The organism is Microbacterium sp. KUDC0406, from assembly GCF_021582875.1.
Lineage (GTDB): Bacteria > Actinomycetota > Actinomycetes > Actinomycetales > Microbacteriaceae > Microbacterium.
Genome location: NZ_CP091138.1, coordinates 1578740 through 1594278 on the forward strand (window position 1 = coordinate 1578740; position 15539 = coordinate 1594278).

12 protein-coding genes and 1 pseudogene are annotated in these 15539 nt (G+C 68.5%); 9 read left to right on the forward strand and 4 right to left on the reverse strand.

The annotated features are described in order from the left end of the window. Positions 1-71 precede the first annotated feature (71 nt). Genes L2X99_RS07995 through L2X99_RS08005 form a run of 3 tightly spaced genes read left to right on the forward strand, consistent with a single transcriptional unit; the run spans position 72 to position 1920 of the window. A complete protein-coding gene (locus tag L2X99_RS07995; RefSeq protein WP_236124194.1) occupies positions 72-692 on the forward strand; it encodes an SAF domain-containing protein in 621 nt (206 codons plus the stop codon). Then, the gene (locus L2X99_RS08000) at positions 689-1060 is read left to right on the forward strand and encodes a hypothetical protein (RefSeq protein ID WP_236124193.1); all 372 of its coding nucleotides are present in this window, start codon (positions 689-691) and stop codon (positions 1058-1060) included. The genes L2X99_RS07995 and L2X99_RS08000 overlap by 4 nt, the downstream gene beginning before the upstream one ends. After that, a complete protein-coding gene (locus L2X99_RS08005; protein WP_236124191.1) occupies positions 997-1920 on the forward strand; it encodes an AAA family ATPase in 924 nt (307 codons plus the stop codon). Before L2X99_RS08000 ends, L2X99_RS08005 begins: the two co-directional genes overlap by 64 nt. On the opposite strand, the pseudogene L2X99_RS08010 reads toward L2X99_RS08005, so the two are convergent. The 3 genes and pseudogenes from L2X99_RS08010 to L2X99_RS08020 all read right to left on the reverse strand — a co-directional run bounded on the left by L2X99_RS08010 (position 1868) and on the right by L2X99_RS08020 (position 4825). Beyond that, positions 1868-3093 (reverse strand): annotated as a pseudogene (locus tag L2X99_RS08010) (pyridoxal phosphate-dependent aminotransferase). The gene L2X99_RS08005 and the pseudogene L2X99_RS08010 sit on opposite strands and share 53 nt — an antisense overlap. A 9-nt stretch (positions 3094-3102) precedes the next feature. After that, a complete protein-coding gene (locus L2X99_RS08015; protein WP_236124189.1) occupies positions 3103-3789 on the reverse strand; it encodes a GntR family transcriptional regulator in 687 nt (228 codons plus the stop codon). An 82-nt stretch (positions 3790-3871) separates the two neighbouring features. Beyond that, complete coding sequence (locus L2X99_RS08020) at positions 3872-4825, reverse strand: carbamate kinase (RefSeq protein ID WP_236124187.1); 954 nt, start codon at positions 4823-4825, stop codon at positions 3872-3874. Between the two features lie 375 nt (positions 4826-5200). Between L2X99_RS08020 and L2X99_RS08025 the strand changes: the two genes are divergently transcribed. From L2X99_RS08025 to L2X99_RS08050, 6 genes are read left to right on the forward strand one after another with little or no spacing between them, the layout of a single operon-like run. Then, the gene (locus L2X99_RS08025; RefSeq protein WP_236135920.1) at positions 5201-5911 is read left to right on the forward strand and encodes a DUF2877 domain-containing protein; all 711 of its coding nucleotides are present in this window, start codon (positions 5201-5203) and stop codon (positions 5909-5911) included. Beyond that, on the forward strand, positions 5908-7203 hold the full coding sequence (locus L2X99_RS08030; RefSeq protein ID WP_236124182.1) for a purine-cytosine permease family protein: 1296 nt from the start codon (positions 5908-5910) through the stop codon (positions 7201-7203). Before L2X99_RS08025 ends, L2X99_RS08030 begins: the two co-directional genes overlap by 4 nt. Next, complete coding sequence (locus tag L2X99_RS08035; RefSeq protein ID WP_236124180.1) at positions 7203-7811, forward strand: ankyrin repeat domain-containing protein; 609 nt, start codon at positions 7203-7205, stop codon at positions 7809-7811. Before L2X99_RS08030 ends, L2X99_RS08035 begins: the two co-directional genes overlap by 1 nt. 20 nt (positions 7812-7831) lie before the next feature. Continuing rightward, the gene (fdrA, locus tag L2X99_RS08040; protein ID WP_236124178.1) at positions 7832-9382 is read left to right on the forward strand and encodes an acyl-CoA synthetase FdrA; all 1551 of its coding nucleotides are present in this window, start codon (positions 7832-7834) and stop codon (positions 9380-9382) included. Then, positions 9382-10806 (forward strand): DUF1116 domain-containing protein, encoded by a 1425-nt coding sequence (locus L2X99_RS08045; RefSeq protein ID WP_236124176.1) that lies wholly within the window; start codon positions 9382-9384, stop codon positions 10804-10806. The genes fdrA and L2X99_RS08045 overlap by 1 nt, the downstream gene beginning before the upstream one ends. Further along, on the forward strand, positions 10803-12434 hold the full coding sequence (locus tag L2X99_RS08050) for a hypothetical protein (protein WP_236135828.1): 1632 nt from the start codon (positions 10803-10805) through the stop codon (positions 12432-12434). The genes L2X99_RS08045 and L2X99_RS08050 overlap by 4 nt, the downstream gene beginning before the upstream one ends. A 146-nt stretch (positions 12435-12580) precedes the next feature. On the opposite strand, the gene secA is transcribed toward L2X99_RS08050, so the two are convergent. Continuing rightward, positions 12581-15388 carry a preprotein translocase subunit SecA gene (secA, locus tag L2X99_RS08055; RefSeq protein ID WP_236124172.1) on the reverse strand — a complete coding sequence of 936 codons (2808 nt, stop codon included), beginning with the start codon at positions 15386-15388 and terminating at the stop codon, positions 12581-12583. Between the last annotated feature and the right edge of the window lie 151 nt (positions 15389-15539).

Sequence of the window (15539 nt, forward strand, 5' to 3'; positions counted from 1 at the left end):
CCGGGGGACAGCCTCAGACGCCCTGTGGATAACTTTCGGAGCCTTCTCCCGGGATCTGTGACTATGTCATCATGACGACGCACACGCGCACCCGTCGACCCTTCTACGGAGATCTGCGGTTCCTCATCGGCATCGCCCTGGTCATCGCGTCCGTCGCCGGTGTCTGGCTGCTCGTCGGCGCCGCCAGGCAGACCACGCCGGTTCTGCAGGCATCGCGCACCATCGTGCCCGGCGAACCCCTCGGCTCCTCGGACTTCCAGGTGGTCGAGGTCGGTCTGGGGCCACTCACCGACGACTACCTCGCCCCGCAGGACCTCGAGCCGGGGATGATCGCAGTACGCACGATCGACGATGGGGAGCTCGTACCGCGCTCCGGCACGGCGGATGCCGACGCCGGACGCACCACGGCCATCGTCATCACGAGCACCGGCGCGATCCCGGCCAGTGTGAAGGCGGGCAGCACGGTCGAGCTCTGGCAGGCGCCGCCCAGCAAGGACGGACGATCCTTCGGCGATCCCCGCATCCTGGTGGCCGACGCCGTCGTCGCGTCGGTGGCCGAGCCCGAAGGAATGCTCTCCGATGCCCGCACCGACGTCGAAGTCGTCGTCGACAGGGCCGACGTCGCCGACGTGCTCTCCGCGATGAACGGCGGGGCCGCCGTCTCCGTGATCCCGGCGGGACCGGGCGAGTGACCGCCGTCGTCGTCGCCCTCGCCGACGAGGAGCGCGGCAGGTCGCTGGCCGCCGAGCTCGCCCTGGAGGACGTCACGATCCTCGAGGTCACCGCTCCCGAGACGATCGATCCGGCGCTGCTGCAGACCGCAGACGCGCTCGTCATCACACCATCGCGTCGCTGGATCACGCGCGATCTCATCGCCCTCTGCGACCGTGCGGCTGTGCGGATCGTCGCCTTCGGCGACGGTGAGGCGCGGCTCCTCGCCCGGCACGGCCTCGCTCCCGCACTCCCCAGAGCACCCCGGGATGGCGCATCGCCGAAGTGCTCGGCGGGGACCTGCCCGGCCCCGGACAGGCGATCACGGAATCGCGCCCGTCCCGGGTGATCGCCGTCTGGGGCCCGCACGGCGCGCCGGGACGGACCACCCTTGCGATCCAGCTCGCCGTCGAGCTCGCCCGCGCCGGACGGCGCACGGCCCTGCTCGACGCCGACACCACGGCCCCGTCGCTCTCCCTGCAGCTCGGGCTGGGCGACGAGGCGCCAGGACTGGCCGCCGCCTGCCGTCGTGCAGAGCTGGGCAGCCTGGACGCGGCCGAGCTGTCACGACTCGCCGTGGCGCTGGAGACCTCTGCCGGCCCGATCGACGTGCTCGGCGGCCTCAACCGTCCGTCACGCTGGCCGGAGCTCAGCGCCGCCCGCCTGCGCGGCGCACTGACGATCTGCCGGGACTGGACAGAGGAGATCGTGGTCGACGTGTCCGCCGCGTTCGAGGAGGAGGACGACGACTACGATCTCGCCGCCCCCTCACGGCACGCCGCCACCGCGACGGTGCTGCGCGAGGCCGACGAGATCATCGCGGTGACGGCCGCCGAACCGGTCGGCGTCAGCCGGTTCGTGCGGGGACATGCCGAGCTGCGACACCTGGTCGGCCCCACGCCGATCGCCGTGGTCGCGAACTCCGTGCGGCCCGGTCCGCTCGGGATCGACGCCCGCGGTCAGGTCCGCAGGACCCTCGAGCGGTTCGCCGGCATCGACGACGTGCAGTTCCTGCCCCACGATCAGCGGGCCGCGGACGCCGCACTGCTGCATGCGCGCCCGATCGCCGACGTCCTGCCGCGCTCGCCGCTCGTCGCCGCCGTCCGGCGACTCGCCTCGGGACTCGACAGGCGGGAGGCCGACCCGCGCGAACCCGCTACTGCCGGTAGCTCGCGAGGAAGTTCCCGAGCCGCTCGACGGCTTCGGTGAGCACCCGAGGCTCGGGCAGCGTGACGAGGCGCAGATGATCGGGTGTGGCCCAGTTGAATCCTGTGCCCTGCACCAGCAGGATGTGCTCGGACACGAGCAGGTCGTAGACCAGACGCGCGTCGTCACGGATCTCGTGCACGTCCGGGTCGAGACGCGGGAACGCGTAGAGCGCACCCTCGGGCTTCACGCAGCTGATGCCGGGGATCGCCTCCAGCCCCTGCCAGGCGATGTCCCGCTGCTCGTGCAGGCGGCCCGTGGGGGCGATGAGCGCGTCGATGGACTGCACACCGGACAGCGCCGCCTGCATGGCGTGCTGCGCAGGGACATTCGGGCACAGCCGGGTGGAGGCGAGCAGGGTGATGCCCTCCAGGAACCCCCGGGCGTGGTCCTTCGGCCCGGTGACGACGAGCCACCCCGAACGGTACCCCGCCACGCGGTAGGTCTTGGACAGCCCGTTGAACGTCAGGCAGAGCAGGTCGGGCGCCAGCGTCGCCGTCGGGATGTGCACCGCGTCGTCGAACAGGATGCGGTCGTAGATCTCGTCCGAGAGCAGCAGCAGCTGGTGCTCCCGCGCGATCTGCACGATCCCGTCGAGCACTTCACGGGAGTACACGGCGCCCGTGGGATTGTTCGGGTTGATGATGACGATCGCCTTGGTGTGCGGGGTGATCCGGGAGCGGATGTCCTCCAGGTCGGGGTTCCACCCGTTCTCCTCATCGCAGAGGTAGTGCACCGGCGTCCCGCCGGCGAGTGAGGTCATCGCGGTCCACAGCGGGTAGTCAGGGGCCGGGATCAGCACCTCGTCGCCCTCGTCGAGCAGCGCCTGCATCACCATCGTGATCAGCTCGGAGACGCCGTTGCCGAGGTACACGTCATCCGGGTCGAACCGCGGAAGCCCGGGATCTGCTCGTAGCGGCTCACCACGGCGCGACGGGCGGAGATGATGCCCTTGCTGTCGCTGTAGCCGTGCGCGGTGGGAACGGCGGCCAGCATGTCGTGCACGATCTGGTGCGGCGCCTCGAAGCCGAAGATCGCCGGGTTGCCGGTGTTCAGCTTCAGGATCTGATGCCCCTCGGCCTCGAGCCGTGCCGCCTCGACCAGTGCCTTGCCGCGGATCTCGTAGAGAACGTTCTTCAGCTTGGAGGACTGGTCGAAATGGCGAGGAGGGGTCATCGCAGAATCCTAGCGCGAGGAACCGGCGGCCTCCGTCGTGATGGAGCCGCTGTGCAGCGCCCGCGCGTGCTCGATGCGCTGGCGGCGGCTGCTCTCGATGTGTGCGGCGGCGAGCACGCTCGCCCGGTCGCCGTCGCGATCCCGGATCGCCTCGTAGAGCGCGACGTGCTCCTCGGCGATGTGCTCGAGGTCGTCGTGCTGCGACAGCGCCCAGCGCAGTCTGCTGCGGATGCTCTGCATCAGATCCGTCAGCAGCATGTTGTCGGCGAGGTCGGTGACGATCTCGTGGAAGTCGGCTGCGGCGCGCCGCGAGACGACGCGGTCCTCGGCCTTCGCGCTCGTCTGCTCGTCTTCGAGCGCACCTCGCAGTCGCTCCAGACCCTCTCTGCGATGCCGCTGCGCGGCCAGCCGGAACGCGAGGGGCTCGAGCACTTCACGGACCTCGTCGAGGTCGGCGAGGTCGTGGTCGGTGAACTCGCGCACCACCGCCCAGGTGCGGGGGCGGAGCTCCACCAGACCCTCTCCCTCGAGCACCTTCAGCGCGTCCCTGATCGGGACCCGGCTGACGCCGAAGTCCGCTGCGAGGTCGCGTTCGATCAGGCGGCTCCCCGGCTCACGGACGCCGTCCAGGATCGCGTCGCGCAACCACGAAGCGACCCTGGTCGACTCCAGGACGCGTTCGTCTGCTCTACTCACAGCTTCATTCTTCCATCGTGACCGGGTATTCCCGCTCATCGTCGACGGAGGGCCGATTCCGAGACCGAGCAGCTCGGCCGGTTCAGGCCTTCCTGGCACCCTTCTTCTCGACCCAGACGATGCCCTCGTCCAGGGCCGGGACGATCTCGGTGCCGATCCGGCGGGCGAGCAGATCGTCCAGGCGGTCCAGCGGACCGATCAGGGTGCGGCCGCCGGCGCGAGCGACCCGGATGGCGGCATCGATCTTGGGCTGCATCGAGCCCTCGGCGAACTTCATCGCCTCGACGGCATCGGCCGACGCGGTGAGGATGTCCCGCTGCTGCGGGGTGCCCCAGTTCTCACTGACGTAGTCGCCGTCAGTGAGCATGATGAGAGTGTCGGCGCCGATGTCCGCGGCGAGCGCAGCACTGGCGAGGTCCTTGTCCACCACTGCCTGCACGCCGATGTGACGTCCCTTCGAGTCCTCACGGACCGGCACGCCGCCACCGCCGACGCACACGGCCAGGCTGCCCGCTTCGAGCAGACGACGGATCAGCGGCGCCTGCACGATCGAGAGCGGGTTCGGCGAGGGGACGACGCGTCGGAACGCGTTGCCGTCCTTCGCGATGGTCCAGCGGTACTCGGCCGCCGCCTCGGCCGCGTCATGGGCCGAGTAGGTCGGGCCGATGAGCTTGGTGGGACGGGCGAAGGCGGGATCGGACTCGTCGACGACGGTGGTCGTGATGATGCCGGCCACCTCGCGCTCGCCGTTCAGAGCGTTGGAGAGCTCCTGCTGCACGACGTAGCCGATCATGCCCTGGGTCTCGGCGCCGAGGATGTCGAGCGGGTAGGCGGCGACATCCTGGTAGGCGAGGTTCTGCAGGGCGAGCAGGCCGACCTGCGGCCCGTTGCCGTGGGTGATGACCATCTCGTTGTCCCGCGCGAGGTCGGCCAGCGCCTGCATCGTGGACTTGACGTTCGCTCGCAGGTACTCCGCGGTCATCGGCTCTCCGCGGCGGGCGAGGGCGTTGCCTCCGAGTGCCACTACGACGCGCATGCTGTTCTCCCTTGTCGAGGTCTTCTGGTATCCCGTGTTCCGAGATGGTATTCCATTTAGCTAAATGGTATACCTGAGGGAACACAACGTACAGATGCCCCGCACCGGACATCCCATGCAAGGGGCATCCCGGAGAGAAGACGATGACCCCGGTCGCAATCCCGGTCGCGATCAGCGCGACCAGCTGGGATGCTGCGCTTGCGGAGACGCTCTCAGGCGCCGCCGAGCGCGCGTTCGCCGATGGCACGCGCGGCACCGTGCATTCGGTGCACCGCCGCGTCGTGAACATCGTCATCGACGGCGCTCTCATCGCGATCGCCGATGACGGGATCGACGACGCACCGGCCACCATCCGTGTTCCGCTGGGTGGCTGGGATGCGCGCGGCGTGCAGCAGGACTCCCCCGTCCGCTTCCTCCCCGACCGGCTCGAGCTGCTCTGCGCGGACGGGCCGCTCATGGTCTCGCTCTCCGCGGCCGCCGCCTGGACCGCTCCGCGTGCCGACCTCACGGCCCTCACCGCCGACGACCTCGCCGAAGCCCTCACCCTGCTCGACGCACATCCCGCGCCCGCCCCCGTCACCTCGTTCGGGCGCGCAGCCGATCAGCTGCTGCGCGCGCGCGTCGCGACGCTGCGTGAGGCCCTGCTCTCCGCGGACGACGGGGCCGTCCGCGCCGTCGGCATCCGGTCTCATCGGCCTCGGCGAAGGCCTCACGCCCTCCGGCGACGACATCCTCACGGGGCTCGCCCTGCTCGCCTCCCAGCACGGGATGCTCCTGAGCCGATCCCTGCCCGCCCTCGCCGCGGCGATCGACGACGGCGCCGAGCGCACAGGGCTGCTCAGCGCGACGACGATGGCCCATGCCGCCGCCGGCCGCGGTCGGCAGACCCTGCATGATCTCGTCGCCGCCCTCCGCGACCGCGACGACGCGGCCCTGGGACGAACCGTCGGCGCCGCCCTCAGGATCGGCCACACCTCAGGGGCCGACCTCCTGACCGGCATCCGCCTCGCCATCGACCTCGAACGCGCGGCGCGCAGCGCCGCAGACACGTCTCCGCACACCACCGAGAAGGAGGATCATCCATGAGCGACACCGCGACCACCGACGCGACCGCCTCAGCCGAGTTCGAACACGAGCCGGTGCCCCTGAGCCATCGCAAGTCGCTCTACACCGTCTCGGCGGTGTGGTTCGGCTTCCCGATGATCCTCACCAACGCCGTCCCCGGCGGTCTGGTCGTGGCGATGCTCGGATTCTGGCAGGGTGTCGGCGCGATCCTGGTCGCCAACGCGATCATGTTCGTGTACGTGAGCCTGCTGAGCTGGCGCGCCGGACGCACCGGCAAGAGCTTCTCGCTGCAGGCCATCGAGACCTTCGGCACCGCCGGGTACGCGATCGCCTCCGGGTTCCTGTCCACCGTGGTTGTCGGCTGGTTCGCCTTCAACACCGGCGCGACCGGAGCGACGCTGAGCGAGGCCTTCGGCTGGAACGAGATGCTCGTCGCCGCGGTCGCCGGGCTCGTCTTCATCGCCGTCACCTACCTCGGCATCCGCGCGCTGTCGGTGCTCGGCAGCATCGCCGCTCCGCTGTTCATCGTCGCGGTGATCATCGCGATGGTCATCGCGGCGCAGACCAACGACTTCTCGGCCGTCTTCGGCTACGCCGGCGAGGACGTGCCCAACCCGATGACGTTCGGCGTCGCGGTCACCGCGATCATGGCGACCTTCGCCGACTCGGGCACGATGACCGCGGACTTCACCCGCTGGGCCAGGAACGGCAAGCAGGCCGTGCTCGCAACCATCACCGCGTTCCCGATCGCGAGCCTGGTCGCCCAGCTCAGTGGTGCCGTCTTCGTCGCGGCCGGCGCGATCGCGCTGCCGGCGGTGAACGGCGGCAACTTCGCCCCCATCCTCACCGGCACCGGCAACCCGTGGCTGAACGTGTTCCTCCTGCTGTTCGTGGTCATCAACCTCGGGTCCGTCTGCACGCACTGCCTCTACAACGGGGCCCTCGGCTGGTCGCACCTGACGCACTCGACCATGCGCCTGCTCACGCTCATCCTCGGAGTCATCGGCGTGATCGTCGCCGTGGCGGGCGCCTGGCAGTACTTCGCCGACTGGCTCGCCCTGCTCGGTGTCCTGGTACCGCCGCTGGGTGCGGTGCTGATCGCCGACCAGATCATCCTGGCAAAGCGGAACACCGGCCGCCCCGAGAAGAAGTTCCGCGGAAACGCGCTGTTGGCCTGGGCCATCGGCGCCGCCGCCGCGCTGAGCTCGCACCTCTTCATCCCGATGCTCTCCGACGCCGTCGTCGGCCTCGTCGTGGGATGCGTCGCCTACCTCGCCCTCGAACAGTTCTCAGCAAAGAAGGAGATCCACTGATGACCAGCACGCAGACCGCCGACGAGCAGTACCTCACGGCAGCCGCAGCGGGCGATCTGGACGGCGTGCGCGCCGCTCTCGCCGACGGTGCCGACAAGAACGCCGTGGACGAGGAGGAGGCGACCGCGATCCTGCACGCCGCGCGCGGCGGGCACCTCGACGTCGTACGCGCACTGATCTCCGAGGGCGTCGACATCGACGCACAGGACCAGACCTGCTCGAACCCGTTCCTGTTCGGCTGCATCAACGACCAGCTCGAGCTCGTCACGATCATGGCCGAGGCGGGCGCCGATCTGAAGCGCCTCACCCGCATGGGCGGCAACGGCCTCACCCCGGCTGCTGAGAAGGGCCACCTCGAGGTCGTGCGGTACCTGCTCGAGAACACCCGGGTCAACGTCAACCTCACCAACAACCTCGGCTGGACGGCGCTGATCGAGACCATCATCCTCGGCGACGGCGGCCCCGTGCGGCAGCAGATCGTCGAGCTGCTGCTCGCGCACGGCGCGAAGCCCGGAATGCCCGACCCGTGGGGCACCTCGCCTGCTGACCTGGCCCGAGAGCGCGGATACGACGAGATCGTCGCCATCCTCGAACGCGCAGCCGCCTAAGACTCCCCGAAAGGACAACGATGACCAGGCACATCGAAATCAGGAAGAACACCTACCTCGACTCGGTCTCGCTCATGTCGATGAGCACCAGGGCGAATGCCGTCGAGGGTGTCACCCAGGCGCTGCTGGGCATGGCGACCCCGATGAACAAGGAGGTGCTCGCGAACGTCGGCGTCCAGGACGCCGCCGTCGACGAGGCCAAGCCCAGCGATCTGATGATCGTGATCGACGCGTCCGAGGACACCATCGGGGCGGCCATCGCGGCTGTCGACGACATCCTCACCCGCAAGGACAAGAAGGCCGGCGAGGCCGACGAGGTGCGCTACCGCACCCTCGACGGCGCCTTCGCAGAGGTCCCGGACGCCAACCTCGTGCTGATCTCCGTCAATGGCGCCTTCGCCGCGCGCGAGGCTCGCAAGGCCCTGAACGCCGGCAAGAGCGTGATGATCTTCTCCGACAACGTGTCGGTCGAGGACGAGCTCTCGCTGAAGAACCTCGCGCACGAGAAGGGCCTCATCGTGATGGGCCCGGACTGCGGCACCGCGATCATAGGCGGCACCGGACTCGCGTTCGCCAACGCCGTGCGCCGCGGCTCGATCGGCGTCGTCGGGGCCTCCGGCACCGGCAGCCAGGAGGTCTCGGTGCGCGTGCACGACTTCGGCGGCGGAATCTCGCAGCTGATCGGCACCGGCGGACGCGACCTGTCGACCGACATCGGCGGCATCTCGATGATCGACGGCATCACGGCTCTCGACGCGGACCCCGAGACCAAGGTCATCGTGCTCATCTCGAAGCCGCCGGCGGAGGAGGTCGCCGAGAAGGTGCTCGCCGTCGCCGGCGCCGCCTCGAAGCCGGTGTTCGTCACCTTCCTCGGCTCCGACCGCACCGAGTCGGGTTACGAGAACGTGACGATGGTGACCGAGGGCACCAAGCCCCTCGCGATCGCCGCCGTCGTGGCATCCGGCATCGACGAGTCGACGCTCGACAAGCACCCGCTGAACATCCCGCTGATCGAGGAGGTGCGCGCCAAGCTCGCCCCGGAGCAGAAGTACGTTCGTGGGCTCTTCTGCGGAGGCACGCTCTGCGACGAGTCGATGTTCGCGGCCCTGGGGAAGTACGACAACGTGTACTCCAACATCCAGAAGGACCCGGCGTACCGGATCGGCGCGACGGATGCCTCGAGGGAGCACACCTTCCTCGACATGGGCGACGACGACTTCACCAACGGCCGCCCGCACCCGATGATCGACCCTTCGCTGCGTCTGCAGCGCATCGTCGCCGAGGCGGACGACCCCGAGGTCGGCGTGATCGCGATGGACTTCGTGCTCGGCTTCGGCTCGCACGAGGACCCCGTCGGCGTGACCATCCCGGCGATCACCGAGGCGAAGGAGAAGGCCGCCGCACGCGGCCAGCACCTCGAGATCCTCGGGTACGTCCTCGGTACCGACCTGGACACCCCGGCGATCGCCGACCAGGTGGCGAAGCTCGAGGCCGCCGGCGTGACCATCGCCTCCTCCTCCACCAACCTCGGCCTGCTGGCCCGTGAATTCGTCGCGAAGGGTGACAACTGATGAGCGTCAACGACCTGTTCTCCACCGCATTGAAGCCGGTCAACCTCGGCCTCGACATGTTCGCCGAAGACCTGAAGGCGCAGGGCGTCGAGCCTGTGCTGATGGACTGGACCCCGCCGGGCGGCGGCGACCCCGAGGTCATCGCCGCGCTGAGCCGGCTCGAGGACCCGGCGGTGGCCGAGAAGATCGACGCCGCCAACCAGGTCGCGCTCGAGCGCATCCTCGGCTCGCAGCCCTTCCTGGAGGGCTTCGGTCAGGCGATCGACACCGTCCCCGGGATGACCAGGAAGACCATTCTGCACGCCGGACCGCCGATCGAGTTCACCCGGATGTCGGGCCCGATGAAGGGCGCCGTCACCGGCGCGCTGGTCTTCGAGGGCCTCGCCGAGGACGTCGACGAGGCGTTCGAGCTCGCAGCCTCCGGCGAGATCACTTTCTCGCCCTGCCACGAGCACCAGTCGGTCGGCTCGATGGCCGGCGCCACCAGCGCCAGCATGTGGGTGCACAGGGTCACCAACCGCACCTACGGCAACACCGCATACACCAACCTGTCCGAGCAGCTGTCGAAGATCCTGCGCTTCGGCGCGAACGACCAGTCGGTCATCGACCGCCTGAACTGGATGCGGGACGTGTTCGGTCCCGTGCTGGCGGGCGCCATGGAGCTCAACACCGACGGCATCGACCTGCGGCTGATGCTCTCGCAGGCTCTGCACATGGGCGACGAGGCGCACAACCGCAACGTCGCCGGAACCACGCTGCTGATCCAGGCGCTCGCGCCCTACATCCTGGAGAGCGACTTCACCACGAAGGAGAAGCGCGAGGTGTTCGACTTCGTCGCCTCCTCCGACTACTTCTCCGGTCCGACCTGGATGGTCGCGGCGAAGGCGTCGATGGATGCTGCGAACGGCATCGAGAACTCGACGGTCGTGACCACCATGGCCCGCAACGGCGTCGACTTCGGCATCCGGGTCTCCGGCACCGGCGGCCAGTGGTTCACCGGCCCCGCGCAGGAGGTCGTCGGCCCGATGTTCGCCGGTTACACCCCGGCCGACTCCGGGCTGGACATGGGCGACTCCGCCATCACCGAGACCTTCGGCATCGGCGGCTTCGCGATGGCCGCGGCTCCCGCGATCGTCGCGCTCGTCGGCGGAACGGTCGACGAGGCAATGGGCTACTCGCGCACGATGAACGCGATCACCACGGGCAACAACCCGAACGTGACGATCCCGGCGCTCGACTTCATGGGCGTGCCCAGCGGCATCGACGTGCGCAAGGTCATGGAGACCGGAATCCTGCCGCTGATCAACACCGCGATCGCGCACAAGGACCCGGGCATCGGCATGATCGGCGCCGGCATCACCCACCCGCCGGTCGAGGCGTTCCAGAAGGCGCTGCGCGCCCTGGCCGACACGGTCAAGCCATGACCGCGATCGCTCCCTCCCCCGGTGCCGTCCACCTCAAATGGTGGAAGAAGGGTGACATCGCGGCGTTCTTCGCCCTGTTCACCAACAACCTGACCAACATCATCACCTTCACGGCCCTGCTCACCATGGCGGGGCTTCCGGTGGGGATGGTGGTGGGACGGATCGCCCCGGCCTTCGGTCTGGCGATCCTGATCACCTCCTCGATGTACGTGTGGTTCGCCCGCCGGCTGGCCAAGAAGGAGGGCCGCGACGACGTGGTGGCCCTCCCCTCCGGTCCGAGCGCTCCGTCGATCTTCACGGTCACCTTCCTGGTGATCCTGCCGGTCTACTCCAGCACGCAGGACGCGGAGCTCGCGGTGGGGATCGGTCTGGTATGGGGCTTCCTGGAGGGCCTCATCCTTTTCGTCGGATCGTTCTTCGGCGACCTGCTCCGCCGTGCGGTGCCCCGCTCGGTGCTGTTGGCCTGCCTCGCCGGCCTCGGCCTGCTGCTGCTCGCGATGAACCCGATGCTGCAGACGTTCGAGTTCCCCGTGGTCGCGTTCATCGTCCTGGTGATCGTGTTCATCAACTGGTTCGGCCGGTCGCCGTTCCTGGGCAAGGTGCCGACCGGTCTGCTGCTGCTGATCGTGGGAACCGCCGCAGCATGGGCGTTCGGGTTGCAGACGCCCGAGGCCGTGCAGGCCGCGCTGGTGCACGCCGGATGGCACCCGCCGCAGGTGTCGGTGGGCAACTTCTTCGAAGGGGTGCAGCACGCCGGTCCGTTCCTGGCGTCGGCGGTGCCTCTGGCGCTGGCGAACTACGTGTTCGACCTGGAGAACATCGAGGCCGCCGAGGCCGCCGGTGACCACTACAGCGCCCGTCCCGTCATGCTGGTCAACGGCGGTGCGACGATGGTCGGCGCCCTGATGGGCAACCCGTACCCGGTGACGGTGTACATCGGTCACACAGCGTACAAGGAGATGGGCGCCGGCGTCGGCTACACGATGCTCAACGGCATCACGATGTTCGCGGTGGGCCTGTTCGGCATGAGCGCCCTGCTCCTGTCGGTGGTCCCGATGGCCGCGATCGCCCCGATCCTGATCTACATCGGCATCGTCACCGCCGCGCAGTCGGTGCGCGAGACGCCGAAGGTGGAACTGCCGGTGATCTTCGTCGCGCTGTTCCCGTGGATCGCGAACTGGGCGAACAGCCTGATCGGCAACACGCTGAAGGCGGCCGGCACGAACGTCGCCGAGGTGGGAGCGGATGCTCTGAACGGCGCCGGCACCTACTTCGCCAGCATCTCGACACTCGGCAACGGCGCGCCGCTGTCGTCGCTGCTCTGGGGGATGATCGCGATCTTCGCGATCCGGAACAAGCCGGGACTCGGAGCGATCGTGGCCGTGCTCGCCGCGATCCTGTCGTTCTTCGGCATCATCCACTCCCCGGTGCCCAGCATGCCGGCCGAGTTCGCGCTGTCAGACACCCATGTGATGTTCCTGGTGGCCTACCTGATGGTCGCGGCGCTGTTCCTGGCCAAGAAGATCCAGGACAGTGTCACGAAGGAGACGGTGACGTTCACCGCGTCGGACGAGCTCACCCTGAGCAATGCCGTCGCGCCGAGCCTGATCCAGTCCACCAAGGTCTGATCCCGAACAGCGGGTCCGGGAGTGCACCGCTCCCGGACCCCCTCAGGACCCGGAATCCGGTGCTGAGGAGAACGGATGGTCCTGTCCGTCCCCGCAAGACGAGAAGGCCGGTTCCCCCGCAGGGAAACCGGCCTTCTCTCTTCCGGCTACTTCTTCTTGGACTGAGCCCGTCGCTGCGCGCGGTTGCCGGCCGGCGCCTCGCCGCCGTCGACAGCCTGACCGAAGGCGCCGCGCTCGGCGGGCTGCTCCGGCTGCTGCGCGGACTCGCGCGCGGCGGCCGCCTGCCGCATCCGGGCGGTCTCGGCCTGCTGCACCTGGCCGCGCTCGTTGCGCACCTCGACCTCGCCCGCGTCGTTCGCCGCCGAGTACTCCAGCCGCTGCTCCGGCAATCCGCCGGTCAGGCCCTTCGCCTCGACCTCCGCGACCTCTGCTGCGCCATCCTCGCCGGCGCGGCGAACCTCGACCTCGAGGTTGTAGAGGTAGCCGACCGACTCCTCCTTGATCTGGCCCATCATCGACTGGAACATCGAGTAGCCCTCACGCTGGTACTCGACCAGCGGATCGCGCTGCGCCATGGCGCGCAGGCCGATGCCGTCCTTGAGGTAGTCCATCTCATAGAGGTGGTCGCGCCAACGGCGGTCGAGCACCTGCAGCACCACACGGCGCTCCAGTTCACGGGTGGCAGGAGCGCCGAGCGCCTCCTCGCGCTTCTCGTAGGCGATCATCGCGTCCGAGAGCAGCTCGCGCTTGAGGCCCTCCGCGCTGATGCCGCCCTTGCGCTCCGCGGCCTCCGCGACGACCTCGTCGATCGTCACGCCCACCGGATACAGGGTCTTCAACTCCGTCCAGAGCGCATCGAAGTCCCAGCTCTCGTTGTGCCCCTCACCGGTGTGGTCATCGACCACGCCGCCGATGGCATCCTCGATGAAGTGCTGCACGCGGTCGGCGATGTCGTCGCCCTGCAGAATGTGCCGGCGGTCGGCGTAGATCGCCTCGCGCTGACGGTTCAGGACGTCGTCGTACTTCAGCACGTTCTTGCGCATCTCGGCGTTGCGTGCCTCGACCTGCGATTGCGCGCTGCGGATCGCGCGCGAGACCATGCCCGATTCGATCGGCACATCGTCGGGGAAGTTCGTGCGGGACAGGATGGCCTCGGCGGCGCCGGACTGGAACAGCCGCATCAGGTCGTCGGTGAGGCTCAGGTAGAAACGGCTCTCACCGGGGTCGCCCTGACGTCCGGACCGACCGCGCAGCTGGTTGTCGATGCGGCGCGACTCGTGCCGCTCCGTGCCCAGAACGTACAGCCCGCCGGCCTCGATGACCTTCACGCCGTCCTCGGCGACCTTGGTCTTCATCGCCTCGTAGGTCTCGTCCCAGGCGGCCTCGTACTCCTCCGGGGTCTCCTCCGGGTCGAGTCCCTTGGCCTTCAGCTCCTGCACGGCGAGGAACTCGGCGTTGCCGCCGAGCATGATGTCGGTGCCTCGTCCGGCCATGTTCGTCGCGACGGTCACCGCGCCGAGACGACCAGCAAGGGCGACGATCTCGGCCTCACGGGCGTGGTTCTTGGCGTTCAGGACCTCGTGCTTGACGCCCTTCTTGGCGAGCAGGCGCGAGAGGTACTCGCTCTTCTCGACGCTGACGGTGCCGACCAGGACCGGCTGACCCGCGGCATGCCGCTCGGCGATGTCCTCGACCACCTGGGTGAACTTCGCCTGCTCGTTCTTGTAGACGAGGTCGGGCTGGTCCTTGCGGATCAGGGGGCGGTTGGTCGGGATCGGCACGACACCGAGCTTGTACGTCGACATGAACTCGGCCGCCTCGGTCTCGGCGGTACCGGTCATGCCGGCGAGCTTGTCGTACATGCGGAAGTAGTTCTGCAGCGTGACGGTGGCGAGGGTCTGGTTCTCGGCCTTGACCGGCACGTTCTCCTTGGCCTCGATGGCCTGGTGGATGCCCTCGTTGTAACGACGTCCGACCAGGATGCGCCCGGTGTGCTCGTCGACGATCATGACCTCGTCGTTCATCACGACGTAGTCCGTGTCGCGCTTGAACAGCGCGATGGCCTTGATCGAGTTGTTCAGGAACGAGATCAGCGGCGTGTTGGCGGACTCGTAGAGGTTGTCGATGCCGAGGTAGTCCTCGACCTTCTCGATGCCGGGTTCGAGCACGCCGACGGTCCGCTTCTTCTCGTCGACCTCGTAGTCGACGCCCACCTCGAGGGTGCGTGCGATCTTCGCGAACTCGGTGAACCAGCGGTTCGCCTCGCCGGACGACGGACCGGAGATGATCAGCGGGGTGCGAGCCTCGTCGATGAGGATGGAGTCCACCTCGTCGACGATCACGAAGAAGTGCTCGCGCTGGACGAGGTCCTCCTTGCGCCACGCCATGTTGTCGCGCAGGTAGTCGAAGCCGAACTCGTTGTTCGTGCCGTAGGTGATGTCGGCGGCGTACTGCTGCCGGCGCACGTCGGGTGTCTGGCCCGCGACGATCACACCTGTCGTCATGCCCAGGGCGCGGTACACGCGGCCCATCAGCTCCGCCTGATAGCTCGCGAGGAAGTCGTTCACGGTGACGAGGTGCGTGCCCTTGCCGGCGATCGCGTTCAGGTACATCGCGAACACGGCGGTGAGCGTCTTGCCCTCACCGGTCTTCATCTCGGCGATGTTGCCCAGGTGCAGGGCCGCGCCGCCCATGAGCTGCACGTCGTAGGCGCGCATGCCGAGGGTGCGGCGCGCGGCCTCGCGCACCGCCGCGAAGGCCTCGGGCATGAGCTGATCGAGGGTCTCGCCCTTGTCGTAGCGCTCGCGCAGCACGGTGGTCTCGTTGCGCAGCTCTTCGTCACTGAGCTTCTCGAAGTCCTCTTCGAGCTCGTTCACGGCCTTGGCGACCTGCTTGAGGCGGCGGAGGATGCGGCCTTCACCGGCGCGGAGCAGCTTCTCCAGAGGATTCGCCACGGATGTCTCCCTCGGGTTCTCGGGTGCCGGCGATGTTCAGCGCCGGGCATACCGTGTCATGTTACCGGCCCGTGACTTGCAGCACCTGTGCGCGCGAACGCTGACGGCGAACGGACACGCCGGATCCCGTCCTTGCGCGTCCCCTGGTTTC